Here is a 25,524-nt window from a genome sequence, read left to right on the forward strand (position 1 = left end):
CCCCGGGCCGGCACGGGGGCCCCCCCCACCCCCCCGCCCCGCCGGCGGGCCCGCGACCGTCGGGGGCGGCCTCGGCCGGACCCGCAAGGCCCGGCTGCGGGTGACCAAGGTCGACCCGTGGTCGGTGATGAAGGTCAGTTTCCTGCTGTCGCTGGCCGTCGGCATCATCATCATCGTGGCCTCGGCCGTGCTGTGGATGACGCTGGACTCGCTCGGCGTCTTCGACTCGCTGACCAAGACGCTCAAGGACGTCACCGGGGGCGGCGCGGACAACGCCAGCAGCCAGCTCAACCTGATGGACTACATCGGCTTCGGCCAGGTCATGATGTTCACCACGCTGATCGCCGTGGTCGACGTCGTCCTGCTGACCGCGCTGTCCACGCTCTCGGCCTTCATCTACAACGCGGCGGCCGGCTTCACCGGCGGCGTCGAGCTGACCCTGGCCGAGGAGGACTGATCCCGGCCGGATCCTGACCACAGGTCAGTTCACCGTCCACGGACGGAATGTACGGGCCCCGAAGGCTGTTGCAGCCTTCGGGGCCCGTCGGCATTTCGGGTGACAGCCGGCACCCGCGGCGTGCCGCCCGGAAACGGGTTGCCCGCGGTGGGATTAGCTGGACGCCGCCCGTTCCCACCCCTGGGAGTGCCGCAGGCCGCCCCGGTCGGTCGACCGGGTCAGATGAGGTTCCGCAGGACGGCTGACGGAGGCACGCGGTGGCGAAGCTCGCAGGTCAACTGGTCGAGGCCCTGGACGGGCTGCTGGGCATCCCGGTCCCGGTGCGGGTGCAGGCCTGGGACGGCAGCGTCGCCGGTCCGCCCGGAGCGCCCACCGTGGTCCTGCGCAACCGCCGGGCACTGCGCCGGCTGATCTGGCAGCCGGACGAGCTGGGCCTGGCCCGGGCCTACGTCTCGGGGGACTTGGACCTCGCCCCCGGCACCGACCTGTACGAGACGCTCTCCGTGGTCGCCCGGTTCGCCGAGCTGCCGGAGATCCGCACCAGGGCCCTCGGGCCGCGCGACGTCCTCGGCGCCAAGGGCCGCCGGGCGGTCGCCGCCGCGCTCCGGGCCGGGGCGATCGGCCCGGAGCCCACCCCACCCCCGGAGGAGGTCCGCCGGGCCCAGGGGCGGCTGCACAGCCGCAGCCGGGACCGCGCGGCCATCAGCCACCACTACGACGTCGGGAACGACTTCTACGGCCTCGTGCTGGGCTCCTCCATGGTCTACTCGTGCGCCTACTGGACGCCCGAGGCGAAGAGCCTGGAGGCCGCCCAGGAGGCCAAGCTCGACCTGATCTGCCGCAAGCTCGGCCTGCGGCCCGGGATGCGGCTGCTGGACGTCGGCTGCGGCTGGGGCTCGCTGGTGCTGCACGCGGCGAAGCACTACGGGGTCACCGCGGTCGGCGTCTCGATCTCCGAGGAGCAGGTCGCGCTCGCCCGGGCCCGGGTCGAGGAGGCCGGCCTGGCCGACCGGGTCGAGATCCGGCTCCAGGACTACCGGGAGATCACCGACGGCCCCTTCGACGCGATCTCCAGCGTCGGCATGGCCGAGCACGTCGGCGAGGAGCAGTACCGGGTCTACGCCGACGGCCTGTACCGGCTGCTGGCCCCCGGCGGCCGGCTGCTCAACCACCAGATCGCCCGCCGCCCCGACTACCCGGGCGAGGCGCACCGCACCAGCCCCTTCATCGACCGCTACGTCTTCCCCGACGGCGAGCTCTCCCCGGTCGGCTCCACCGTGGCCCGGCTGGAGGAGGCGGGCTTCGAGGTCCGGGACGTCGAGGCGCTGCGCGAGCACTACGGGCTGACCCTGCGCGAGTGGGTGGCCAACCTCGAGGCGCACTGGACGGAGGCGGTCCGGCTGGTCGGCCTCGGCCGGGCCAGGGTCTGGCGGCTGTACATGGCCGCCTGCGCGCTCGCCTTCGAGCAGAACCGGATCGGCGTCAACCAGATCCTCGCCGTCCGCGGTACCGAGGAGGGCGGATCGGGCCTGCCGCCGACCCGCGAGGAGTGGCTGGTGCGCCCGGCCGCCGAGGTCATCGCCGCGACCCCGGCCGGAACGGATTTGGGAGATCGGCGGTCGGTCCGCTAATCTTTCAGTGCGGCAAGGGCCTATAGCTCAGACGGTTAGAGCGCTTCCCTGATAAGGAAGAGGCCACAGGTTCAAGTCCTGTTAGGCCCACCACCGCGAAGGGCCCGGAGTGATCACTCCGGGCCCTTCGACGTTTTCGCGGATCGAGCGGCTTCCGGTACGCTCTGCTGTGCAGCGAGGGCCTATAGCTCAGACGGTTAGAGCGCTTCCCTGATAAGGAAGAGGCCACAGGTTCAAGTCCTGTTAGGCCCACCGCCCCGAAGGGCCCGGAGTGATCACTCCGGGCCCTTCGGCGTTCCCCGGTGGACAGGCTCCGACGGGCCTTCCCCGGGCGGACCGCGTGCGGACGATCCGTACGACAGGAGGTGTGGCGTCAATCCTCGGACCGGACCGTCGGGTTGACGGCGCCGGTGGCTGGTCACGATTGGGACACCGGTGTGTATCATCGGCCGCAAGGGCAGTCTGGCACCCGGCAGCCCGTTCGCGCTCGAAACACATCTGGACTCGTCGGCCCGGTCGGTCCGGCCGGAGCACCGGCTCTTGAGTCCATCAACGCAAGAAGGACGAGGTCCCGCGGTGAAGAAGCTCCTCCTGGTCGCCCTGGTCGCCCTCGGCGGCTTCTTTGTCTACCGTCAGGTCCAGGCGGACCGCGCCGAGCAGGACCTGTGGACCGAGGCCACCGACCCGGTTCCGGCCGGTCGCTGAGCCCCGGTCGATCTGACGATCGACGGTCTTCGGAGGCGCTGATCGCGCCTCCCGAACCGGTCGGCCCGTTCCTTCGATCGGACCGGCCGGTTCCCCCCAGGGGGACGGCTCTCGGAACCACGCCGGAACCCGGTACGCTAGTGCCCGTTGGCACGGGCCGTGCCATCGAGGGGCATTAGCTCAGTTGGTAGAGCGCTGCCTTTGCAAGGCAGATGTCAGGAGTTCGAGTCTCCTATGCTCCACAGCGCCTGAACGGCGGTCGACCTGTTCTCCAGGTCGGCCGCCGTTCGGCTTTTCCGGGCCCGACCGCTAGGACTGCGGGCGGTCGTCCTCGGAGCCGTTCACCGGGGCGGTGGCGGCGGTCGCACCGGTCGGCGGCGGCGACTGCGGGGCCGAGGGCTCGACCAGCCACTCCGGGTTGCTGTGCCGGCGCCACCACTGCCAGGCGACCAGGCCGCCGCCGACCGCCAGCACCCCGGCCACCACGAGGCCGGTGGACCAGCCGCACCGCTGCCGCCGCTTGGCGTTCCGAGCGGCCAGTTCGCTGATCTCGGCCGAGCTGACGTTGCCATGGAGGGCGGTCAGCGCGGCGGCGCCGCGGAACTGGGCCTCGTGCGCGACCGGGGAGACCGCGGCGCGGGCCTCCTCGACCGCCAGGGCGACCCTGGGGCCGACCGTGGTGCGGGCCTGGTCGGCGGCGTGGGCGGCGGAGAGCCGGGCCGCCAGGGCGGCCTCCTGGGCCCGGTGGAAGGCCCTCAGGGCGTTCTGCTGGGCCTCGGGCGGCAGGCTGGCGAAGGCCTGGCAGACCTGCGGGGCGAGGTGCTTGTCGTAGTGGACGCGGAGTTGGTGGGCGGCCTGGGCGGCCTTGGGGCCGAGGGCGTCCAGGGCGGGCCCGAGGCGCTGCTTGGCGCCGTCCGCGAACTGTGCGGCGGTGTCCCGGGTCCTGGTGGCGGTCTCACGGGCCGAGTCCGAAAAGCTCACGAGTCTCTCCTCCTGGGTGGCGTCCTTTTATGCACATATCCACCTGAATGCTGATCATGCATGTGGATTTGTCCCCCGGCACGCCGGGGTGGGCCGTACGCGGGGTCCGCGGGGGAGCGGGGCGGGGGAGAAAGGCCGGCCGCCGGGGCGGGGGACCGCAGTAGGCTGGCGGCTTCGGTGATCGGGTAGGGAAGGGGAAGCCGCTGATGCTCCCGGACGAGCCGCGACGGTCCACGGGCCGCTCCCCCGAAGCCGAGCCGCCCGGCTGCTACCGGCACCCGCGGACGGCCACCGGGATCTCCTGCACCCGCTGTGATCGGCCGATCTGTCCGCAGTGCATGGTGGCCGCCTCGGTGGGCTTCCAGTGCCCCGAGTGCGTCGGCGAGGGCCACGCGGGGGCGCGGCGGGCGACCACCCGGTTCGGTGGGGCGCCGACCCTGGACGGCGGGCTGGTGACCCGGGTGCTGGTCGGGATCAACCTGGTCGTCTGGGTGCTGGCCGCCTACGTGCTCGTCCCGCGCCTGGGCGAGGTCTGGGCGCTGGCCAGCGCCGGGCGGGCGCACGCCGGCGGCCCGTACGGGGTCGCGGACGGCCCGGGGCAGTGGTACCGGCTGCTGACCGCCACCTTCCTGCACCTCCAGTGGTGGCACATCGGGCTGAACATGCTGGTGCTGCTCTGGCTCGGCCCGCCGCTGGAGGAGGCGCTCGGCCGGCTGCGCTTCCTGGCCCTCTACCTGCTGGCCGGCCTGGGCGGCAGCACCTTCACCTTCCTGGTGGCGGGCGACTGGGTGAACTCGCTCGGTGCCTCCGGGGCGGTCTTCGGCCTGATCGGCGCCACGATCCTGATGCAGTTGCGGGACCGCGGCCCGCTGGCTCCGGCGGTGGCCTTCCTGGTCTTCAACCTGGTGGTCACCTTCTCCGCGTCGGGCATCGACTGGCGGGCGCACATCGGCGGGCTGGTGATCGGTGTCCTGGTCGCTTCCGGCCTGATGTACGCCCCGCGCGAGCGCCGCGGCCCGGTCCAGGCGCTGACGGTGGTGGTGGCGCTGGCCCTGGAGGCGGCGATGCTGCTGGCCGGGATGGCCCTGTACGGCGCGTGACGCCCCGGGCGTTTGTCCACAGCGGGTGCGGGGTTGGGCGCAGGCTGTGCGCCGGCTCGGCTGTGGACTGCTGTTCTACGCGTGTCCTCCTGTGCGGTTCCCGTGCCTTCGGGGAGTTGTGCACAGCTGTGGACAGTCCGGACCGCGAAAGTTATCCACAGGCTGTGGGGACTTTTCCCCAGTGTGGATAACCATGTGGATAAGCCTGACGGTGTGATGGTGGGACTGTCCGATGGGTGGCCGACCGCGTTCCGGCTCGGCTCCGGGCACGCCGAACCGCCGCCCCGGGGCCCGCGATCCGAAGCGGCGGAAACGGCTCGAATGCGAGCCTCAGGACGCGCGGAGCGTCACTTCCACTGGGTGGAGACGCCGAACCCGGCCGCGATGAAGCCGAAGCCGACCAGGATGTTCCAGTTCCGCCAGCTCTCGACCGGGTAGCTGCCGCTCGTCACGTAGTAGGTGACGATCCAGACCAGGCCGATGAGGAACAGTGCCAGCATCAGCGGGGCGACCCAACTACGGCCCGAGCTGATCTTCACCACGGCCGTGGTCGGCGGGGTGTAGTCGGACTTCTTGCGGAGTCGAGACTTCGGCACGAGGAGTTCTCCTGTCGATGCGCTGTGAGACCGCGCAGGGGTGCAGCGGGTGAGAGGTGCAGCGGGCGAGAGCCGACGGTCGGACGTGGAGAGCGCTCTGGGACCGCTCCCCCGCCTGCCACCGGCGTCCGTTAGCGTAGTGGCTCGGCGGGTCTCAAGGAGATAAGGGTACGGTGACTAATTTGTCGATTCCCCCCGGGAAGGCCGTTACCCGCCGTTCCGGCACCCGAATTGTCGGACGTGCCCTGACCTGCGCCGTGTTCGCACTCGCCGGTCTGCTCTTCTACATCAGCGCCCAGACCGCCCGCGGCACCGACCTGCGGACCGACAACTCGCTGCTGAGCCTCGGCGACGTGGTCCGCCAGCGCAGCTCGCAGAACCAGCAGGCGCAGGCCCAGCTGGCCGACCTCCAGGCCCGGGCGCAGCAGCTCACCGAGCAGCAGGGCCACAACCCCGCCGACGCCGCCCAGCTGGACGGCCTGCGGCTCGGCGCGGCCCTGGAGCCGCTGCAGGGCGGCGGACTGACCGTCACCCTCAACGACGCCCCGCCGAACGCCACCGCGCGCATCCCCGGTGTCCCCGAGCCCGGCGTCAACGACCTGGTCATCCATCAGCAGGACATCCAGGCCGTGGTCAACGCGCTGTGGCGGGGCGGCGCGGCGGGCGTGCAGGTGATGGACCAGCGGCTGGTCTCCACCAGCGCCGTGCGCTGCGTGGGCAACACCCTGCTGCTCCAGGGCCGGGTCTACTCCCCGCCGTACGTGGTCAAGGCGGTGGGGAAGACGGACGCCCTGCGGTCGGCCGTCGAGGCGGACCCGACGATCCGCAACTACCTGCAGTACGTCCAGGCCTACGGGCTGGGCTGGAAGGTCCAGGAGAGCGGGGACCTGACCCTGCCCGGATACTCCGGCACCACCGAACTGCGCTCGGCGGGTGGGTAGCGGGAGCGGCAGTGGCGGACCGGCCTCGCGGCCGTTGAACCCGGGTCTACTCTTGACCCCAGTCCGCTACCTCGAGGGAGCACCATGTACGGCTGGATCTGGCGTCACCTGCCGGGGAACACCCTGGTCCGGGCCGTCATCTCGCTGCTCCTGATCCTGGGGATCGTCTACCTCCTCTTCACCTACGTCTTCCCGTGGGCGGAACCGCTGCTCCCCTTCGGCGACGTCACAGTGGACGGCGGCGACGGCGCCTCGGCCGGCTGACCCGGCGGGCCCGGAACTTCCCCCCAGCACCGCATCCCACGGAGACCACGCGCGCATGACCACCCAGTCGACCCCGCCCCGCATCCTGGTCGTGGACAACTACGACAGCTTCGTCTTCAACCTGGTCCAGTACCTGTACCAGCTCGGCGCCACCTGCGAGGTGGTGCGCAACGACGAGGTGACCGTCGAGCACGCCGTCCGCCGGGCGGGGGAGGAGGGCTTCGACGGGGTGCTGCTCTCCCCCGGGCCCGGATCGCCCGAGGAGGCCGGGGTCTGCGTCGCGATGGTGCACCACTGCGCGGGGATCGGACTGCCGGTGTTCGGCGTCTGCCTGGGCCTGCAGTCGATCGCGGTCGCGTACGGCGCGGTGGTCGGCCGGGCGCCGGAGCTGCTGCACGGCAAGACCTCGCCGGTCGAGCACGAGGACGGCGGGGTGTTCGAGGGGCTGCCCTCGCCGCTGACCGCGACCCGTTACCACTCGCTGGCCGTCGACCCGGCCACCGTGCCGGACGAGCTGGTGGTCACCGCCCGGACCGGGAGCGGCGTGATCATGGGCCTGCGGCACCGTGAACTCCCCGTCGAGGGCGTGCAGTTCCACCCCGAGTCGGTGCTGACCGAAGGCGGGCACCGGATGCTCGCCAACTGGCTGGCGGAGTGCGGCTTCCCGCAGGCCGTGGACCGGTCGGCCGGGCTCGCCCCGGTGATCGGCCGGGGCTGAGCGGCGTGACCGCGGTGCGCCCGGAGGGGCGTTACCAGCCGGAGGCCGGCCCGTACGGCGGCCCGCAGCCGTACGACGGCGTCCAGCAGCAGGGGGGCCCGCAGTACGGCACCCGGCAGCCCGCCGCGCCGCAGCCCGCCGCGCCGCAGTACGGTGCCGCGCAGTCCGGCGGGCCGTACCCGCAGGATCAGCCGGTTCCGGGGACGCCGGAGGACGGCTGGGGCGTGTACGAGCAGGCCGAGCAACTGGTCGAGGGCGGCCCCGAGTACCCGTGGCTGCCCGACCAGACCCTCCAGCTGCGGCTGCCCGTCGACGGCGGCGAGCCTGCCACCGAGCCCGCTCCGGCCACCGGCGGCCGGGCCGAGCGCCGTCGGGCCGCCCAGGGCCGGACCTCGGTCCGCGCGGGCGGTGGACGGCGCCGGGCGAAGGGCCGGGGGGCCGGGGGCGCCCGTCCCAAGGAGTCGGCGCTCGTGGTGGCCGCCCGTTTCGTCGGCGAGGCGTGCATCACCCTCGGCGTGGTGATGCTGCTGTTCGTCGCGTACCAGCTCTGGTGGACCAACGTGCAGGCCGACGCGGCCGCCAGCAGCGCCCGTGACCAGCTGGAGCAGCAGTTCGACGCCCCGCCGCCCGGCCCGGGCCAGCCCGCCGCGGACCCGAACAAGCCGGAGGCGTTCGCGCCCGGCAAGGGCTTCGCCATCATCTACCTGCCCAAGCTGGGGCTGAAGTTCCCGATCGCCGAGGGCACCGACAAGGCGGCGGTGCTGGACAAGGGCCTGGTCGGCCACTACCCCGGCACCGGGATGCCGGGCGACCAGGCGGGCAACTTTGCGCTGGCCGCCCACCGCAACACCCACGGCGAGCCGTTCCGCTACATCAACGAGCTCGGCAAGGGCGACAAGGTCGTGGTGGAGACCGCCGCCGGGTACTTCACCTACGAGATCACCGGGGGCATCCCGCAGACCCCGCCCAGCAACGTGAGCGTGATCAAGCCGGTGCCGAACGGCTCCGGGTACACCGGCCCCGGCCGGTACATCACCCTGACCACCTGCACCCCGGAGTTCACCTCCAAGTACCGCCTCATCCTCTTTGGCAAGATGATCGAGGAGCGGCCGCGCAGTCAGGGCAAGCCGGCCGCGATCACGGGCGGGTAGCCGCCCGGAGGCCGGGTTTCGGAGGGGGAGCAGCGCAGATGCAGGACGACGGGACCGCGCGGTCGGCCGATCCGGAGGGGGAGGCCTTCCCCCCGCCCGAACGGGCGGAGAGGAAGGGCCGGAGCCGGGCGCTGGCCGCGCTCGGCGTCTTCGGCGAGCTGCTGATCACCCTGGGCCTGGTGCTCGGCCTGTTCGTGGCCTACTCGCTGTGGTGGACCAACGTGCAGGCGGACCGTTCCGCGGCGGACGCCTCGGACCGGCTGCGCGGCTCCTGGGCGGCCGGTCCGACCGCCGGCCCTTCGGGCGCCACCGCCGGGCCGGGCGGCGCCGTCGCGCCGCCCGCGATCGGGGACGACGTGGGCTTCCTGCACGTGCCGGCGATGGGCCGGGACTTCCAGGTGCTGATCCGGATGGGCACCTCCACCGACGTCCTGGACGAGGGCGTGGCGGGCGTGTACGAGCAGCCCTACAAGGCCGCGATGCCCTGGGACCAGGCGGGCAACTTCGCGCTGGCCGCCCACCGGGACGGCCACGGCGCCAAGTTCCACGACCTGGACGCCGTCCACAGGGGCGACGCGGTCGTGGTCGAGACCAAGGACAAGTGGTACGTCTACAAGGTCGACAACACCCTGCCGGAGACGTCCAAGTACGACACCGGCATCGTCGCGCCCGTCCCGGTCAGCTCCGGCTACACCGCCCCCGGCCGCTACATCACCCTGACCACCTGCACGCCGGTGTACACCTCGCGGTACCGGATGGCCGTCTGGGGGAGCCTGGTGCGGGTGGACGGCATGGACGCCAAGCGCACCCCGCCGCCGGAGCTGCGCTGATCCGGGGCCTCGGCCGAACGGAACGCCCGGGGGCCCGTCGCGATCACCGCGGCGGGCCCCCGGGCTCTTCGGCCCTCCTGCTCCCCGGTCTCAGAACCAGGGGAAGAAGGGCTTAGTTGTTGCCCCCTTTGCCGGGGGGTGTGGTGGCGGAGTCCCCCCCTTTGGCCGGATCGGCCGGCCGGGTCATCAGCTGCACCTGGGTGTTCGGGTCCAGCTGGGTGCCGGCTGCGGGGATGCTCTGGATGACGATCGCGTTCGGGTCCTGCGGGCCGGCGACCACCGTGTAGAGCAGGCCGACCTTGGACAGCGCGGCGATGGCGTCCGACAGCTTCTGGTTCTGCATCGGCGGGACCTGGGCCTTGTCCGGCGCCTTGTAGATCGTCAGCCAGATCTTCGTGGCGGTCGGCGCCTTGGTGTTCGGCGCGACCGACTGCGTGGCGACGGTGTTGACCTTGGTCGGGTCGTTGGTCGGCGTCGTCTTGGAGGTGTCGACCTGGAAGCCGGCGGTCTGCAGCGTGTTCTGCGCGTCGTCCTTCTGCGCGCCGACCACGTTCGGGACGGTCTGCTTGGTCTTGCCCTGGGAGATCGTCAGCTTGACCTGGGCGCTCGGGTCGGCGGGGGTGCCGGCCGCCGGGTCCTGGGCGAGGACGGTGTCCTGCGGCGCGGTGTCGTCGTCCTTGTAGTCGGGCGTGGCGACATTGGTGAAGCCGGCCGCCGTCAGGGCCTGCATCGCCTGGTCCTTGGTCTTGCCGGTCAGGGTCGGCATCTGGGTCTTGGCCGGACCGGAGGAGACCTGCACCGTGATGTGGGCGTCCTCGGAGACCTGGGTGCCCGCCGTCGGGGTCTGGGTGCAGACCTGGTCCTTCTTGACGTTGGTGTCCGGGCAGGCGATCTTGTCGCCCTCGGTGACCACGAGCTTGGAACCGGCCGCGGCCGCGGCGGTCTTGGCGTCCGCCAGGCTCTTGCCGACCAGGTTGGGCGCCGTGACCTTCGGGGCGTCCTTGGTGCCCTTGTCGCTGAACATCGCCTGGGCCACGAAGAAGGTGCCGACCAGGACCAGCACGGCGGCCACCGCCAGCACGATCCAGGAGGTGTTGCTCTTCTTCTGCCGGTCGTCGCCGCGCCGGCCGCCGCCCTGGCCGTAGCCGTCGTCGTGGCCGCCCGCGCCACCGGCGGAGGTCTGGCCGTAGCCGTCGTCCTGGTAGCCGGAGGCCTGCGGCAGGACGGTGGTCGGGCCGCCGGGCTGCTGCGGCAGCACGTTGGTCTGGCCGTACGGGTCGTGCTGCTGCGGGTAGCCGTTCTGGTCGTAGCCGTACCCGGCGGCGCCCATGCCGTAGGCGGCGGCCTGCTGGGCGGCGGCGACCGGGAGGCCGTCGAGGAAGCGCTCGATGTCGTCGCGCATCTCGTCGGCGCTCTGGTAGCGGTAGTCGCGGTCCTTGGCGAGCGCCTTGAGCACGATCGCGTCGATCTCGGGCCGCACCTCGGGGTCGAAGACCGACGGCGGCTGCGGCTCCTCCCGGACGTGCTGGTAGGCGACCGCGACGGGGGAGTCGCCGACGAACGGCGGGCGGACGGTCAGCAGCTCGTAGAGCAGGCAGCCGGTGGAGTAGAGGTCGGAACGGGCGTCGACCTGCTCGCCCTTGGCCTGCTCGGGGGAGAGGTACTGGGCGGTGCCGATCACGGCCGAGGTCTGGGTCATGGTCATCCCGGCGTCGCCCATCGCGCGGGCGATGCCGAAGTCCATGACCTTGACGTTGCCCTGCCGGGTCAGCATCACGTTGGCCGGCTTGATGTCGCGGTGCACGATGCCGGCCCGGTGCGAGTACTCCAGGGCCTGGAGGATGCCGATGGTCATCTCCAGCGCCCGCTCGGGCAGCAGCCGGCGGCCGGAGTGCAGCAGCTCGCGCAGGGTCGAACCCTCGACGTACTCCATCACGATGTACGGGATGGAGATCCCGTCGATGTAGTCCTCGCCGGTGTCGTACACGGCGACGATCGCGGGGTGGTTCAGGGACGCCGCCGACTGTGCTTCGCGGCGGAAGCGGGCCTGGAACGACGGATCCCGGGCCATGTCGGCCCGGAGCGTCTTCACTGCGACGGAACGGCCGAGCCGGGTGTCATGGCCGAGGTACACCTCGGCCATGCCGCCGCGTCCGAGGACGCCGCCGAGCTCGTACCTGCCGCCTAGGCGACGAGGCTCTTCCATAGTTCCGACCCTCTCCCTCACCCGCCGGTGAGGTTGTGACGTAGGTGTCCCCGCACGCTCTGGGTGACGCCGCGCGGGCCGTGGCCGGTTCTCCGGCCGGGCCGTGCGCCACCTCGCGGGCGGCAACGGGCACACCCGCTGCTGGCGGATACGCTACCGGTCGCACCGCACCGGACCGGAGTCAGCCGTCGGCCGATATCAGACCGGTATCCGGACCGGGGTGCCGATCGTGACATTCACCTCACCCTCGCCCTACTTGCCGAGCGCGGCCTGCATCACCGCCTTGGCGATCGGGGCCGCGAGGCGGCCGCCGCTGATGCCGTCACGGTTCTGGGAGCCGTCCTCGACCACCACCGCGACCGCGACCGACTGGCCGTCCTGGGTCTTGGCCCAGGAGGTGAACCAGGCGAACGGCAGGCCGGCGTTGTCCTCGCCGTGCTGGGCGGTGCCGGTCTTGCCGCCGACCTGCAGGCCGGGGATCTTGGCGTTCGTACCGGTGCCGTTCTCGACCACCGAGACCATCAGGTCCTGCATCTTCTGCGCGGTGGTGGGGCTCATCGCCTGGGAGAACTGCTTCTCGGTGTGCTTGGAGATGGTGGTCAGCGAGGCCGAGCGCTCCTGGTCGACCAGGTACGGCTGCATCAGGCTGCCGTTGTTGGCGATCGCCGCGGAGACCATGGCCATCTGCAGCGGGGTGGCGCGGGTGTCGTGCTGGCCGATCGAGTCCTGGGCGGTGCCGTCCAGGCTCGGGCTGTCCGGGAAGATGCTCTTCTCGGAGCGGATCGGGGTGTCGATCGTGCTGTTGAAGCCGAACTTCTCGGCCTGCGCGCGCATCTTGTCCTTGCCGAGGTCCGCGCCCATCTTGGCGAAGACCGTGTTGCAGGACTGGTCCAAGCCGGACTTGATGGTGGCGTTCTCGCAGCGCTCGTTGGGGCTCTCGTTCTTCAGCACCGTCTGGGTGTTCGGCAGGGTGTACGGGTCCGGCGTCTGGGTGACGTCGTTGACGTTCTGGTAGAGGCCGTTCTCGAACGCGGCGGTGGCGGTGACCAGCTTGAAGGTCGAGCCGGGCGGATAGGTCTCGCGCAGCGCCCGGTTGAGCATCGGCTTGTTCGGGTCCGCGTTGAGGTCCTGCCAGGCCTTGGTGTCGCTGCTGTCACCGCCGGCGAAGCTGCCCGGGTCGTAGGACGGGGTGGAGACCAGGGCCAGGATCGCGCCGGTCTTCGGGTCGAGCGCGACCACCGCGCCCTTCTTGTCGCCCAGGCCGTCGAAGGCGGCCTTCTGCACCTTGGCGTTGATGGTGGTGAGGACGTCGCCGCCGCGCTTCTGCTCGCCGGTCAGCATGTCCAGGGTGTTGCGGAAGAACAGCCGGTCGTCGGTGCCCGAGAGGATGCCGTCCTCCAGGTTCTCCAGCTGGCTGGAGCCGTAGGCCTGCGAGGAGTAGCCGGTGACCGGGGCGTACATCGGGCCGCTGAGCCAGGAGCGCTTGTACTTGTAGCGCAGGCCGTTCACGAAGTCGGAGTTCGTCACCGGCTGGCCGCTGACGATGATGTTGCCGCGCGGGTGGGCGTAGCGGTCGTACAGCTGGCGCTTGTTGTTCTTGTTGGAGGCCCAGGAGTCGGCCTGGACGCCCTGCACCCAGTTGGTGCGCACCATCAGGGCCAGGATCAGCACGAGGCAGAAGATCGAAACCCGTCGGATCGGCTTGTTCATCGGGCGGGTCCTCCCTGGCCCTCGGTGGCCGGGGCCGGTTCGACCCCGGGTCGGCGCGCGCTGTCGCTGATCTTTAGCAGGATGGCGACCAGCGCCCAGTTGGCGACCACGGACGAACCGCCCTGGGCGAGGAACGGCATGGTCATACCGGTCAGCGGGATCAGTCCGGTGACTCCGCCAGCCACGACGAAGACCTGCAGCGCCATCGCCGAGGCGAGCCCGACGGCGAACAGCTTGCCGAACGGGTCGCGGGCGGCGAGGGCGGTGCGCAGGCCGCGCTGCACCAGCAGGGCGTACAGCAGGAAGATCGCCATCAGGCCGGTGAGTCCGAGCTCCTCGCCGAAGGAGCCCAGGATGAAGTCGCTCTTGGCGGCGAAGTTGATCAGCCAGGAACGGCCCTGGCCGAGGCCGGAGCCGGTCACCCCGCCGGAGCCGAGCGCCATCAGCGACTGGCCGATCTGCTCGGTGGCGCCCTTGGGCGGGTTCGCCGAGAAGGCGGCCATCGGGTCGAGCCAGGCGTCGATCCGGACCTTGACGTGGCTGGTGGTGGTGGCGACCGCGACCGCGCCGCCGACCGACATCAGCAGGCCGAACAGGATCCAGCTGGTCCGCTCGGTGGCGACGTAGAGCATCACCACGAACAGGCCGAAGAACAGGAAGGACGTGCCGAGGTCGTTCTCGAAGACCAGGATCAGCAGGCTGAGCAGCCAGATCACGATGATCGGGCCGAGGTCGCGGCCGCGCGGCAGGTACAGGCCCATGAAGCGGCGGCTGGCCAGCGCCAGGGCGTCCCGCTTGACCATCAGGTAGCCGGCGAAGAAGACGGTCAGGATGATCTTGGCGAACTCGCCGGGCTGGATCGAGAAGCCGCCCAGCCGGATCCAGATCTTCGCGCCGAAGTCCTCCGCCCGGGCCGGGAAGAAGGCCGGCGCGGCGAGCAGCACCAGCGCCACCACCATCGAGATGTAGGTGTAGCGCTGGAGCACCCGGTGGTCCTTCAGGAAGACCATCACCCCGATGAACAGGGTGATCCCGAGGGCCGACCACATCAGCTGGTTGCGGGCCGCCGGGAAGTTGCCGCTGAGCAGGTGGCCCGCCTTGTCCAGCCGCCAGATCATCACCACGCCCAGCCCGTTCAGCAGGGTGGCGATCGGCAGCATCAGCGGGTCCGCGTACGGCGCGAAGCGGCGCACCAGCAGGTGCGCGACCAGCGCCAGCGAGCCCATGCCCAGGCCGTAGGCGAGCATCCCCGCCGGGACCCGGGAGTCCATCGCCAGGCCCACGTTGGCGTACGCCAGGATCGGCAGCAGGACGGCGAAGACCAGCAGGGCCAGCTCGGTGTTGCGCCGGTTCGGTGCGCCCTGGAGCGAGATGGTGGTGTTGCCGCGCCGCCGTGGTCCGGCGCGCTCGGCCGCCGCCCGGCGGCGGCCGCCGGCGCGGCCGGTGTCGCCGCTCAGGTTGTAGCTGCTCACGTGGTGACCGCTCCCTGACGGCCGGCCGGCCCGCTCCGGGCGGACCTATGTCGGATCACGGACGTCACGGCTTCGGGCAGGACTCGGCCCGGCTGCGCTCGTCGTCGTTCAACGGGGGCTGGGCCTGCTCGGTCGGGGCGGCCGCCGGCGGGGTGGCGTTCTGCGTCGGGGCGGACGTGGCCGGGGCGGACGGGGTCGGCGTGGTGCTCGGCGCGGCCGCGGCCGGGTTGCGGGGCTTCTCCCGTTCGGCCGGGGCGGTCGGGGTGGCGGCCACGAACGCGGTCTTGGTGGCCTGGGTGCCCTGCGGGGCCGCGCCGGTGGAGACGGTGGCGGCCTTCTGGCACAGCTTGGCCCAGTCCACCAGGCCGGTCATCGTCTTCTCGGCGTCCTGCAGGCTGCCGACCGAGATGGTCCGGTTCACCTGGGTGCGCTGGTCCTGCGGCAGCCACTTCAGCGGGGCGTCGCTGTGCGACTCGTGCACCGAGGACAGGCTCAGCCCGGCCAGGTTCTGGTTGACGCCCTGGTAGATGGCGACGTGGTCGCCGTCCTCGCCGATGTAGTACTGGTCCTGGGTCCACTGGTAGCCGAAGTACCCGGCGCCGCCGAGCAGGCCGAGCGTGACCAGGACGGCCAGCGAGACGGTCAGGCCCCGGCGCTTGCGCTTGGGGGGCTGCTCCTCGTCGAACTCCTCGGAGCCGTACACCGAGGGCTCGGCGGGGTAGCCGTGGCCGTCCTCGCCCGTGTAGCCCTCGGCGGGGCCGAAACCGCCCTGGGCGGCGCCGTAGCCGCCCTCGTAGCCCTCCGGCGGGCCGAAGGCGCCCTGCGGGCCGCGGCCCAGTCCGGCGGCGCGGCCGGCCGGGGTGTCCGCGATCGAGTGGTCGGCGGCGGCCGAGGACGGCGGGGTCTCGGCGACCGCGCCGACCACCACCGGGACGTCGTTGAACTGGCCGCTGGTGGTGTCCGTGGCACCGACGTCGATGACGTCCGCCACGATGCAGGTGATGTTGTCCGGACCACCGCCGCGCAGTGCGAGCTGGATCAGCTCCTGCACGGTCTGCTCGGGCGAGTAGTAGCTGCCCAGGGTGTCCTGGAGGGTCTGGTGGCTGACCGGGCCGGAGAGGCCGTCGGAGCAGATGAGGTAGCGGTCGCCGGCCCGGACCTCGCGGATCGACAGGTCGGGTTCGACCTGGCCGCGGCCGTCCAGGGCCCGCATCAGCAGCGAGCGCTGCGGGTGGGTCTCGGCCTCCTCGGGCGTGATCCGGCCCTCGTCGACCAGGCGCTGCACCCAGGTGTGGTCCTGGGTGATCTGCACCAGCGAGCCGTCGCGCAGCAGGTAGGCGCGGGAGTCGCCGACGTGCACCAGGCCCATCCGCTGGCCGGTCCAGAGCATGGCCGTCAGGGTGCAGCCCATGCCCTCCAGCTGCGGGTCCTCCTCGACCATCTGCCGGAGCCGGTCGTTGGCGCCCTGGACGGCGTCGCCCAGCAGGGTCAGCAGGTCGGCGCCCGGCACGTCCTCGTCCAGTCGGACGATCGAGCCGAGCACCTCGGAGGACGCGACCTCGCCGGCCGCGGCGCCGCCCATGCCGTCGGCCACGGCCAGCAGCCGCGGCCCGGCGTAGCCGGAGTCCTCGTTCCCCTCCCGGATCAGTCCCTTGTGGGAGCCGGCGGCGAAGCGCAGCACCAGGGTCATGCGACCTGTGCCCCCCTCTGGGTCATGGACGGGATGCTGTCCCTCATGCGCTACTACTTCCGCAGTTCGATGACGGTCCTGCCGATACGGATCGGCGTGCCCGGCTGGAGCGGAGTGGGCGCGGTCAGGCGCTGCCGGTCCAGATAGGTGCCGTTGGTGGAGCCTAGATCCTCGACCGTCCACTGCCCAGTCTGATCCGGATAGATCCTGGCATGCCGGGAGGACGCGTAGTCGTCGTCCAGCACGATGGTCGAGTCGTGCGCGCGGCCCAGCGTGATGGTCTGGCCCTGCAGCGCGACCGTGGTCCCGGCCAGCGAGCCCTGCACGACCACGAGCTGGGTCGGGGCGCCGCGGCGGCGGCCGCCGCCCTGGGTCTGGCCCGCTCCGGCGTTGCCGGGGGCGGGTGCCGCGGGACGTCCGGGTGCCGTGGCGGTCGCCGCCGCGGCACCGCCGGACGGGGCGCCGTTGCCGGCACCGCGACGGGAGCTGCGGGGGTTCACCTTGGTACCGAACAGGTCGCTGCGGATCACCTGGATCGCGACGATGACGAACAGCCACAGCACGGCCAGGAAGCCCAGCCGCATGACCGTGAGGGTCAGTTCTGACATGACCGTCCCGCCAGTCGGTGAGCGAGGCGCGCGAACAACTCGGACACTACCCTTCGACCTGCCGGTAGACGATGGTGGTGGAGCCCACGACGATTCGGGAGCCGTCGCGGAGCGTAGCGCGCTGGGTGTGCTGTCCGTCCACCACGATGCCGTTGGTGGAACCCAGGTCGAGGACCATCGCCGGGGTGCCGGGGCGGATCTCGGCGTGCTTGCGGGAGACCCCGGGGTCGTCGATCCGCACGTCCGCCTCGGTCGAGCGCCCGAGCACGCAGGCCGCGCCGGTGATCTGGTGGCGGGCGCCGTTCACCTCGATCCAGCGGCGGACCGAGGCGCCGTGGCCGGCACCCGGGAAGGCCCGGACGTTGCCGCCGGCCGGTGGGGCCGGGGGCATCGCGGGGGGCGCGGGGGGCGGCGGGGGCGCGCTGTACTGCCCGGCGCCGCCCTGCTGCCACGGTGCGCCGGGGGCCGGTGCGGACGGCTGGCGGTCGTAGCCGGGCTGCTGCGGGGCGTACTGCTGGGGCTCCTCGGCCGCCAGGGTGCGGCTGCGCACCCGGTACAGGCCGGTGTCCAGGTCGTCGGCCTTCTCCAGGTTCACCTGGAGCGGGCCCATGAAGGTGTACCGCTGGGCCTCGGCGTACTCGCGGACCATGCCGGCCAGCTCGGTGCCGAGCTGCCCCGAGTAGGGGCTGAGCCGCTCGTGGTCGTGCGGGCTGAGCTCGACGATGAAGTCGTTCGGCACGACGGTGCGGTCGCGGTTCCAGATGCTCGCGTTGTTGTCGCACTCGCGCTGCAGAGCGCCGGCGATCTCCACGGGCTGGACCTCGGACTTGAACACCTTGGCGAAGGTGCCGTTGACGAGACCCTCCAGCCGCTGCTCGAACTTCTTCATCATCCCCATGGGGCACCCCCTTCCAGGGTTCGTTCGCCTGCCTGCCGACCAGCCTCCTCCGAGGAGTGGCCCTCCGGGGAGTCGGTCGTGCCTACTTGCGGTACTTCCGTACTGATCGTATCCACGCCGGGCCCTTCCGTACGGTTCCCGGACCGCGTGGTGCCGGGGGGTGGGCTCGGACACACAGGGTGACGCATTTCGGGTGCGGCACGCCAGGTGTGCCCGTCGGAGCCGTCCGCCGCCCTTCGCTCGCCCGTTCGTCGCGCGTCCGTTCGGAGGTGGTCGGTCTCCCCGGGAAACGGATTCGGAGCCGCCCTCCAGGTCGTGCTAATGTTTTCCACGTCGGAAGGGCCGCCCGGAAGGGAGCCGGACCGAGGAGGCGCGAAGGCCACATGGTACCGAGCGGATCCGAGGGACGGACGGCGAAGAAGACAACACCCATGCGCGGGTGGCGGAATAGGCAGACGCGCTGGATTCAGGTTCCAGTGCCCGAAAGGGCGTGGGGGTTCAACTCCCCCCTCGCGCACAGCGAAGCCCCCCAGATCTTCGGATCTGGGGGGCTTTCTCGTTGTCCCGACCGACCGGGCCGACCCGGCTGGCCCGTCCCGCCCCGCGGGGTCAGGAGCAGGTGGCCGGGAGTTCGGCGCGGACCTCGAAGCCGCCGTCCTGGGTGGGGCCGGCGGTCAGGGTGCCGCCCAGCAGCTGGGCGCGCTCGCGCAGGCCGACCAGGCCGTGGCCGCCGCCCGGCAGGGTCTCGGCCGGGTGGACCGGCGGCGCCCCGTTGCGGACCTCGACCCGCAGCCGGCGGCCCTTCGCCCGGACTCGCACGTGCACCGCCGCCTCCGGGGCGTACTTGGTGATGTTGGTGAGCGCCTCCTGGACGGTGCGGTAGGCGGCCCGTTCGACCGCCTCCGGCCACGGACGGTCACCGGGGTTGAGTTCGGTGTCGGCGGCCAGTCCGCTCTCCTGGATCAGCCGGGGCAGGTCGGCCAGCCGGGGCTGCGGGGCGAGCGGGGCGTCCGGGAGCGGGCCGCCGGTGCCGCGCAGCACCCCGACCATCTGGCGCAGCTCGTCCAGGGTCCGGACGGACAGTTCGCGGATGGTGCGGGCGACCGTCGCGGCGGCCGGGTCGGCGGTGCTCACCTGGAGCGCCCCGGCCTGGATGCTGATCAGGCTGACCTGGTGCGAGACCACGTCGTGCATCTCCCGGGCCAGCCGGCCGCGCTCGCTGATCAGCACCCGCTCGGCGAGCAGCCGGCTCTCCCGCTCCTGGCCCCGGGTCAGCTCGTCCAGGCGGGCGGCCAGCTCCCGCCGGGTGCGGGAGAGCAGGCCGGTGGCGGCCGGGCCGGCGGACAGCATCACGGCCTGGATGGCGTCCAGGGCGGTGTTCCGGCTGAGGTCGATGATCGGGGTCGGCAGTGGCCAGTGGAAGAAGCTGACCAGGGTGAACAGGGCCGCGCAGGGGAACAGGGCCTTCGCGCCGGGGCGCTCGGTGGCCACCGTGTAGACGGCGGTGATCGGGGCCAGCCAGATCGCCTCGACCCAGGTGCCGGGCATGGTGAGCAGCAGCGCCGTCACCGGGAAGCGACGGCGCCAGAACAGTGCGACGGCGGCCAGCGTGGAGAGCGTCATCTGCCACCAGGTGGCGTCCCGGGCCACCAGTGCGGCGTCCATCAGGGAGTAGAGGACGGGCAGCAGCAGCATCAGCCAGGGGGCGGTGCACCAGGCCGGCAGCCGTCCGGACGGCAGCTGGTCGGCGGCCGTCATGCCCCGTCGCCGGGCTTGGGCCGCACCAGGCCGGCCCGGTGGGCGAGCACGGCGGCCTGCACCCGGTTGGCGGCACCGAGCTTGCCGAGGATCGCGCTGATGTGGTCCTTGACCGTGCCGGTGCCGAGGAAGAGCCGGTCGGCGATCTCGGCGTTGGACAGGCCCTCGCCGAGCAGCGCGAGCACGTCCAGCTCCCGGCCGGTCAGGGTGCGGGCCAGCGAGGTGGCCTCGGCGTCCGGGCCGCCGCCGTCCACGTAGCCGCCGATGACGGTGCGGGTGACGGTCGGGGAGAGGATGTTGCCGCCCGCCGCGAGCACCCGGACGGCGTGCACCAGCTGTTCGGGGGCGGTGTCCTTGAGCAGGAAGCCGGTCGCCCCGGCCCGCAGCGCGGTGCCGATGTACTCGTCGGTGTCGAAGGTGGTGAGCATCGCCACGGCCGGCGGGTCCGGCAGGGCGCGCAGGCGGCGCAGCACGGAGATGCCGTCGAGGTCGGGCATCCGGATGTCGAGCAGCACCACGTGCGGGCGCAGGCGCTGGACGTACTCCTCGGCCTGCCCGCCGGAGCAGTCGCCGACCACCTCCAGGTCGGGGGCGGAACCGACGATCAGGCCGAGGCCCGAGCGGACCAGGATCTCGTCGTCGACGATCAGCACGCGGGTGGTGGTAATGGGTGCCTCCTCGGTTCGGGCGGCCGGGTTCGGTCGGTCCGCGGGGGTCGCTCTGAGAGTAGGGGCACGGGGGGCGGGTCGCCGAACCCTGGCGGCTACGGACCCCCGCCGTTCGGCGGGGGTGGGAATCCGCTACCCGGTTCACGCAATTCTCAGGAATAGTGCGGAACCATGGAGTTGGCTGCCTTTTTCCGGCCTGCCGCTCGATGCGGGCGGCCGGTGGGCGGGGGCGGCCGGTCAGTCCGTCGGGCCTGTGCGGGCGTCCGGCGCCGGGCCGTGTGCGGATGCGCCCCGCCATCTGATCGTTTGGAATTGAGCTGTGTCGTCCACTGTGAAGTCGGAGCCCTCCGCCACCTCCGCCGGGTCACCGCCTGCCGGACCGCTCGACCGCTGGCGCCCGAGGGCCGCCGCGGCCTCCGTCTGGTACCTCCGGCTGCTGGCGCTGCTGAACGTGACCACGGTGCTGCTGGTGCCGTGGCGTGACCAGGTCTCCGAGCACAACGAGGGCGAGTACTTCACCCCGTACCTGATGACCTCCGGCCTGGCGGCCGCGGTGCTCTCGATCTTCCTCGCGGTCGCGATGCGGCGGCGCAAGCGGGCCGCGTGGATCTTCAACGCGGCGCTCGGCAGTGTCTTCGCCCTGCTGTACCTGGCGGCCATGGTGCTGCCCGGCGAGCGCTTCAACAAGCACCCGCTCAACTACGTCTCCACCATCCTGACCTGCCTGTTCGTGCTGTCGCTGCTGATCGGGCGCAAGGAGTTCACCTCCAAGGGTGACCGCTCCAACCCGAAGACCGCGGCGGCCACCTTCGTCGGCGGGCTGTTCTTCGGCGGCGCGGTCGGCGCCCTGCTGGTCTGGGCGACCAACGAGCTGGGCGGCGCCGGCTGGTGGGACCTCTTCCGCTACTCGGTCGGCCGGATGATCACCATCACCCCGTCCGAGCACCTGCGCTCCGTGATCGCCGCCCCGACCTGGGTGAACGCGGTGATCAACGCGATCGGCGCGGCGCTGTTCCTGCTGGTGCTGTACGTGGCCTTCCGCAGTCCGCGCGGCAAGGAACTGCTCACCCCCGAGGACGAGGCCAAGCTGCGCGGCCTGCTGGACAAGCAGGGCGAGCGGGACTCGCTGGGCTACTTCGCGCTGCGCCGGGACAAGGCGGTGATCTTCTCCCCCAGCGGCAAGGCGGCGGTGACCTACCGGGTGATCGGCGGGGTCTCGCTCGCCTCGGGCGACCCGATCGGCGACCCGGAGGCCTGGCCGGGCGCGATCGAGGCCTGGCTGTCCGAGGCCCGCGAGCACGCCTGGGCGCCGGCCGTGATGGGCGCCTCCGAGGAGGCCGGGGTGATCTACGCCCGGCACGGGCTGGACGCGCTGGAGCTGGGCGACGAGGCGATCGTCGAGCTGGACGAGTTCTCGCTGGACGGCCGCGCGATGCGGGTGGTCCGGCAGGCGTACAACCGGGTCAAGCGGGCCGGGTACACGGTGCGGATCCGCCGCCACGAGGACATCTCCGAGGAGGAGATGGCGCAGCTGGTGGCCAAGGCCGACGAGTGGCGCGACGGGGCGACCGAGCGCGGCTTCTCGATGGCGCTGGGCCGGCTCGGCGACCCGGGCGACGGCCGCTGCGTGATGCTGGAGTGCAGCGACGGGGACGGCGAGCTCAAGGCCCTGCTGAGCTTCGTCCCGTGGGGCCCGGACGGGCTCTCGCTGGACCTGATGCGCCGGGCCCGGGACACCGAGAACGGCCTGATGGAGTTCATGGTGATCGAGCTGCTGCAGCGCGCCGAGGAGGTCGGGCTGAAGCGGGTCTCGCTGAACTTCGCGATGTTCCGCTCGGTCTTCGAGCGCGGCTCGCGGCTCGGCGCCGGTCCGGTGCTGCGGCTGTGGCGCTCCGTCCTCGGCTTCTTCTCCCGCTGGTGGCAGATCGAGTCGCTGTACCGCGCGAACGCCAAGTACCGGCCGATCTGGGAACCGCGCTACCTGCTCTTCGAGAAGAGCAGCGAGATTCCGCGGATCGGCATCGCCAGCGCGCGCGCCGAGGGATTCATCGTCGCGCCGAGCCTGCCCGCGCTGTTCCGTCGCCGGCACGCCAGGCCCGCCGTGGTGGCTCCCCGGGTGCCGGTGGCGGCACGGGACGGGAAGGGGTAGCCCTCCGCCGGGGGGCGGAGGGGGGCCGACACTCCTCCGGCGGAGAGTGCCATCGGTCGTAAGGGGGGTCCGGAGGGGGGATTCGTCTCCCTCCTGAGGATGACGTAACTCCCCATCCATGCCGATGTGGATTTGTTAACAGGCTTCTAATGTTGGAGTAGCTGACAAGTTCGGGGATTCGGGAGAAACAGTTGTGATTCACAGGACCCACGCGGGGGGCGTGCGAAAGGGGCCGCTGGCGCTTGCCAGAAAGGCCGCTGTCGCCGAGTGGGGAACGTTGTACCTGACGGTCCGGGACGCGGTGGCGCGGAAGAAGTTCGCCGCGTTCCCGCTGGCCACGGTGGCGACGTTTCTGATCCTGCTGTTCAGCGTCGTCCAGCACCTGCCGGGCGGCGAGCGCTTCGTGAGCCACATCGGGGTGGTGCGGGCCTCGCTGCCGCTGGAGGTCTCGCTGCTGCGGACGCCGCTGTCGTTGTACGTGCCGGCCCTGGACCTGCCGGTCTGGGGGGCGCTGGCCCAGGTGTTCGTGGTCTTCGCGATCGCCGAGGTCGTGCTCGGCCGGCGGATGACCCTGGTGGTCGCCTACGCGTGCACCCTGGCGGGCACGCTCTTCGCCCGGGTCGGCGTGGCGGTCGGGCCGGGCCACCTGTTCGGCTTCCCGAAGTGGGTCGCCTTCGTGCGGGACACCGGGCCGTCGGCCGCGGTGGTGGCGCTGGCGATCTGCATCGCGTTCCGCACCCGGTCCTGGTTCACCGCCACCATGGTCGTGGTGCTGATGGTCGGCGAGGCGGTCATGCTGCCGAACCTGGCCGGTCTGGAGCACGTGGTCGCGGTGATCACCGCGCTGCTGATCGCCGTCTCGGTCGAGGTCTTCGGGGACTTCTGGCCGCGGGTGCTGGCCGGGGTCGGCGCCGCCACCACGGTGGCCACCACCACCTCCCTGGAGGTGGCGGCGGAGGCCCGGCGCCGTTCGGCGGGCGCGCTCATTCCCTGAGCGTCGCTCCACCTGGCCTGTCGGCCGCGTACGGGACGTTGCCCGTACGCGGCCGTCACGCGTGCGGGAGGGGCAGCTCGAACCAGACGACCTTCCCCACCGCCTTGCGGGCGGTGCCCCAGTGTTCGGCGAGTTTGGTGACCAGGGTGAGGCCGCGGCCGGTCTCGCCGAGCTGCTCGGCCGGCTCCAGCGAGGGCAGGTTGTGGTTGTCGTCGCTGACCTCGACCAGCAGCTTGTCCACCCGGATCAGCTGGAGCTGCACCCGGTCCCTGGCCACCCGTACGGCGTTCGTGACCAGCTCGCTGACCAGCAGCTCGGTGGTGTCGCTGAGCGCCTCCAGGTGCCAGGCGGCCAGCTGCTCGCGGACCAGTGAACGGGCCCGGCGGACCTCGCGCTGGTCCACGGTGAGGTCCCAGGTGGCCACCTCGGACGGGGCGACCCCGTCGAACCGGGCCACCAGCAGGGCGACGTCGTCCTTGCGGTCGTCCGAGTGCAGCCGCCGCAGCACCTCGTCGCAGGCCTGCTCGGGGCTCTGCTGCGGGTCGATCAGGTTGCCGCACAGCGCGGCCAGGCCGGCCCCTATGTCCCCGCCCCGGACCTCGACCAGTCCGTCGGTGCACAGCACCAGCATCGAGCCGTCCGAGACGTCGATGGTCTTGGCGACGAACGGCACCCCGCCGACGCCGATCGGGGCGCCGGCCGGGATCTCCAGCAGCTCGCCGGTGCCGTCCGGATGCACCAGGACGGGCGGGACGTGGCCGGCGCTGGCCAGCTCGCAGGTCCGGTTGATCGGGTCGTAGACCGCGTACAGGCAGGTGGCGAGGTGGTCGTCGCCGAGCTTCTGGGCCAGGTTGTCCAGGTGCCGCAGCAGCTGGCCGGGCGGCAGGTCCAGGGCGGCGAGGGTCTGCATCGCGGTGCGGAAGCGGCCCATCGCGGCGGCCGAGTGGATGCCGTGGCCCATCACGTCGCCGACCACCAGGGCGACCCGGCTGCCGGGCAGCTGGATCGCGTCGAACCAGTCGCCGCCGACCTCGGCCTTCGGATCGCCGGGCAGGTAGCGGTGGGCGATCTGCACGCCGGGGATCTGCGGCGGACGGGTCGGGATCATCGAGCGCTGCAGGGTGGTGGCGACCCGGGCCTCGGCGCGGTGCAGCCGGGCGTTGTCCAGCGACAGCGCGGCCCGGACCGCCAGCTCCTTCAGCGTGGCGGCGTCGCTCTCGTCGAAGGGGGCGCGGTCCGGCAGCCGGAGCAGCTTGAGGATGCCCAGCACGGTGCCCCGGGCGGACAGCGGGACCACCAGCATCGAGCGGCCGGACACCACCGGCGCCAGCCGGGCGCCGCCGAGCGCGATCGCGTAGTCGACCGCGACATCGGCGCTGACCACCGGGACCAGCACCGGCTGGTTCAGCTGCAGGGCCAGCCCGGGCGGGGTCCGGCGCGGCATGCTGACCAGCGAGCCCTCGGAGAGCACGTGGTCCCAGGCGCCGCCGGTCTGGTTGAAGACCAGGGCGACCCGGCGCAGCATCGTGTCGTCGTCGGGGCGGGAGACCGGCAGCTCGGAGTCCGAGATCAGGCCGTCCACGAGGTCCACGCAGGCGAAGTCGGCGACCCGGGGGACCAGCACCTGGCACAGCTCGTGGGCGGTGAAGCCGAGGTCCAGGGTGGTGCCGACCTTGCCGCCGACCTCGTTCAGCAGCTGCAGCTGCTCGCCGGCCTGGCCGTTGGTGAGGAACGGGCCCAGCCGGCCGCTCGGTGCGTCGCTCGGTGGGCCCTCGGCGCGGCACGGCGGGAGGCCGTGGGCGGACGACTCGGCGGCGGCCTGCTGCTCGATGGTGGCTCCTCCTCCGGTGGGGGACTGGACGGGTGGGGGGACGGCGCGGGTGGTTCCGCGCCCGGCCGGTTCGCGCGGGGCGGGCAGCGGGCCGGGGGGACGCCGGACGGGCGCGGACTGGTCGGCCTGCGGCGGCGGCCCGAGCCGGGCGGCGCGCTGCTGCGGG

22 protein-coding genes and 4 tRNA genes are annotated in these 25,524 nt (G+C 72.0%); 15 read left to right on the plus strand and 11 right to left on the minus strand.

The annotated features are described in order from the left end of the window. From BG452_RS05405 to BG452_RS05425, 6 genes are all read left to right on the plus strand, one after another. On the plus strand, positions 1–457 hold a 457-nt coding region (locus BG452_RS05405), incomplete at its 5' end, for a DUF3566 domain-containing protein (RefSeq protein WP_188303010.1). Positions 458–714: 257 nt separating this feature from the next. After that, positions 715–2,088: a class I SAM-dependent methyltransferase gene (locus BG452_RS05410; protein ID WP_188303011.1), complete on the plus strand. Its 1,374-nt coding sequence runs from the start codon at positions 715–717 to the stop codon at positions 2,086–2,088. Positions 2,089–2,104: 16 nt separating this feature from the next. Next, positions 2,105–2,181 (plus strand) — tRNA-Ile (locus BG452_RS05415). A gap of 85 nt (positions 2,182–2,266) precedes the next feature. Then, a tRNA-Ile gene (locus BG452_RS05420) sits at positions 2,267–2,340 on the plus strand. Between the two features lie 324 nt (positions 2,341–2,664). Then, positions 2,665–2,793, plus strand: a complete 129-nt coding sequence (locus BG452_RS45330; RefSeq protein WP_014137031.1) for a DLW-39 family protein — start codon at positions 2,665–2,667, stop codon at positions 2,791–2,793. A gap of 169 nt (positions 2,794–2,962) precedes the next feature. Continuing rightward, positions 2,963–3,035: transfer RNA gene (locus tag BG452_RS05425), tRNA-Ala, on the plus strand. Between the two features lie 67 nt (positions 3,036–3,102). On the opposite strand, the gene BG452_RS05430 is transcribed toward BG452_RS05425, so the two are convergent. Next, positions 3,103–3,774: a DUF5324 family protein gene (locus tag BG452_RS05430; RefSeq protein WP_188303012.1), complete on the minus strand. Its 672-nt coding sequence runs from the start codon at positions 3,772–3,774 to the stop codon at positions 3,103–3,105. A gap of 206 nt (positions 3,775–3,980) precedes the next feature. Here BG452_RS05430 and BG452_RS05435 point away from each other — a divergent pair, with 206 nt between their 5' ends. After that, on the plus strand, positions 3,981–4,874 hold the full coding sequence (locus tag BG452_RS05435) for a rhomboid family intramembrane serine protease (RefSeq protein ID WP_188303013.1): 894 nt from the start codon (positions 3,981–3,983) through the stop codon (positions 4,872–4,874). Positions 4,875–5,221: 347 nt separating this feature from the next. On the opposite strand, the gene crgA is transcribed toward BG452_RS05435, so the two are convergent. Beyond that, positions 5,222–5,470, minus strand: a complete 249-nt coding sequence (gene crgA, locus BG452_RS05440) for a cell division protein CrgA (protein WP_188303014.1) — start codon at positions 5,468–5,470, stop codon at positions 5,222–5,224. Positions 5,471–5,658: 188 nt separating this feature from the next. On the opposite strand from crgA, the gene BG452_RS05445 reads away from it, so the two are divergent. The 5 genes from BG452_RS05445 (at position 5,659) to BG452_RS05465 (ending at position 9,374) form a co-directional block, all read left to right on the plus strand. After that, positions 5,659–6,411, plus strand: a complete 753-nt coding sequence (locus BG452_RS05445; RefSeq protein WP_188303027.1) for a DUF881 domain-containing protein — start codon at positions 5,659–5,661, stop codon at positions 6,409–6,411. Between the two features lie 84 nt (positions 6,412–6,495). Beyond that, positions 6,496–6,675, plus strand: coding sequence for a hypothetical protein (locus tag BG452_RS05450; RefSeq protein WP_030278236.1), 180 nt, complete (start codon positions 6,496–6,498; stop codon positions 6,673–6,675). A gap of 55 nt (positions 6,676–6,730) precedes the next feature. Continuing rightward, entirely contained in the window at positions 6,731–7,393 is a 663-nt protein-coding gene (locus BG452_RS05455) for an aminodeoxychorismate/anthranilate synthase component II (protein ID WP_188303015.1), read from the plus strand. 5 nt (positions 7,394–7,398) lie between these two features. Beyond that, the gene (locus BG452_RS05460) at positions 7,399–8,544 is read left to right on the plus strand and encodes a class E sortase (RefSeq protein WP_317620913.1); all 1,146 of its coding nucleotides are present in this window, start codon (positions 7,399–7,401) and stop codon (positions 8,542–8,544) included. A 38-nt stretch (positions 8,545–8,582) separates the two neighbouring features. Further along, positions 8,583–9,374: a class E sortase gene (locus BG452_RS05465; protein WP_188303017.1), complete on the plus strand. Its 792-nt coding sequence runs from the start codon at positions 8,583–8,585 to the stop codon at positions 9,372–9,374. A 112-nt stretch (positions 9,375–9,486) separates the two neighbouring features. Here the strand turns inward: BG452_RS05465 and pknB are convergent, their stop codons facing one another. The 6 genes from pknB to BG452_RS05495 all read right to left on the minus strand — a co-directional run bounded on the left by pknB (position 9,487) and on the right by BG452_RS05495 (position 17,958). After that, a complete protein-coding gene (pknB, locus tag BG452_RS05470; RefSeq protein ID WP_188303018.1) occupies positions 9,487–11,580 on the minus strand; it encodes a Stk1 family PASTA domain-containing Ser/Thr kinase in 2,094 nt (697 codons plus the stop codon). Positions 11,581–11,832: 252 nt separating this feature from the next. After that, positions 11,833–13,290, minus strand: coding sequence for a peptidoglycan D,D-transpeptidase FtsI family protein (locus tag BG452_RS05475; protein WP_188303019.1), 1,458 nt, complete (start codon positions 13,288–13,290; stop codon positions 11,833–11,835). Continuing rightward, a complete protein-coding gene (locus tag BG452_RS05480; RefSeq protein ID WP_317620914.1) occupies positions 13,287–14,663 on the minus strand; it encodes an FtsW/RodA/SpoVE family cell cycle protein in 1,377 nt (458 codons plus the stop codon). The genes BG452_RS05475 and BG452_RS05480 overlap by 4 nt, the downstream gene beginning before the upstream one ends. Positions 14,664–14,826: 163 nt before the next feature. Continuing rightward, positions 14,827–16,452, minus strand: a complete 1,626-nt coding sequence (locus BG452_RS05485) for a protein phosphatase 2C domain-containing protein (protein ID WP_188303021.1) — start codon at positions 16,450–16,452, stop codon at positions 14,827–14,829. A 53-nt stretch (positions 16,453–16,505) separates the two neighbouring features. After that, a complete protein-coding gene (locus BG452_RS05490) occupies positions 16,506–17,060 on the minus strand; it encodes an FHA domain-containing protein (RefSeq protein WP_188303022.1) in 555 nt (184 codons plus the stop codon). Positions 17,061–17,106: 46 nt separating this feature from the next. Continuing rightward, complete coding sequence (locus tag BG452_RS05495; protein ID WP_188303023.1) at positions 17,107–17,958, minus strand: FhaA domain-containing protein; 852 nt, start codon at positions 17,956–17,958, stop codon at positions 17,107–17,109. Positions 17,959–18,391: 433 nt separating this feature from the next. Between BG452_RS05495 and BG452_RS05500 the strand changes: the two genes are divergently transcribed. Beyond that, positions 18,392–18,475: transfer RNA gene (locus tag BG452_RS05500), tRNA-Leu, on the plus strand. A 92-nt stretch (positions 18,476–18,567) separates the two neighbouring features. On the opposite strand, the gene BG452_RS05505 is transcribed toward BG452_RS05500, so the two are convergent. Together BG452_RS05505 and BG452_RS05510 are read right to left on the minus strand one after the other, a co-directional pair. Next, positions 18,568–19,716 carry a sensor histidine kinase gene (locus tag BG452_RS05505; RefSeq protein ID WP_188303024.1) on the minus strand — a complete coding sequence of 383 codons (1,149 nt, stop codon included), beginning with the start codon at positions 19,714–19,716 and terminating at the stop codon, positions 18,568–18,570. Beyond that, a complete protein-coding gene (locus BG452_RS05510; protein ID WP_317620915.1) occupies positions 19,713–20,363 on the minus strand; it encodes a response regulator transcription factor in 651 nt (216 codons plus the stop codon). Before BG452_RS05510 ends, BG452_RS05505 begins: the two co-directional genes overlap by 4 nt. Before the next feature lie 340 nt (positions 20,364–20,703). On the opposite strand from BG452_RS05510, the gene BG452_RS05515 reads away from it, so the two are divergent. Then, entirely contained in the window at positions 20,704–22,533 is a 1,830-nt protein-coding gene (locus BG452_RS05515) for a phosphatidylglycerol lysyltransferase domain-containing protein (protein WP_411292881.1), read from the plus strand. 220 nt (positions 22,534–22,753) lie between these two features. Beyond that, positions 22,754–23,527 (plus strand): hypothetical protein, encoded by a 774-nt coding sequence (locus BG452_RS05520; protein WP_188303025.1) that lies wholly within the window; start codon positions 22,754–22,756, stop codon positions 23,525–23,527. A 55-nt stretch (positions 23,528–23,582) separates the two neighbouring features. On the opposite strand, the gene BG452_RS05525 is transcribed toward BG452_RS05520, so the two are convergent. Continuing rightward, a partial coding sequence (locus BG452_RS05525; protein ID WP_188303026.1) for a SpoIIE family protein phosphatase occupies positions 23,583–25,524 on the minus strand: 1,942 nt, incomplete at its 5' end.

The sequence above is a fragment of the Streptomyces sp. CBMA123 genome (assembly GCF_014596465.1).
Classification (GTDB): Bacteria; Actinomycetota; Actinomycetes; order Streptomycetales; family Streptomycetaceae; genus Kitasatospora.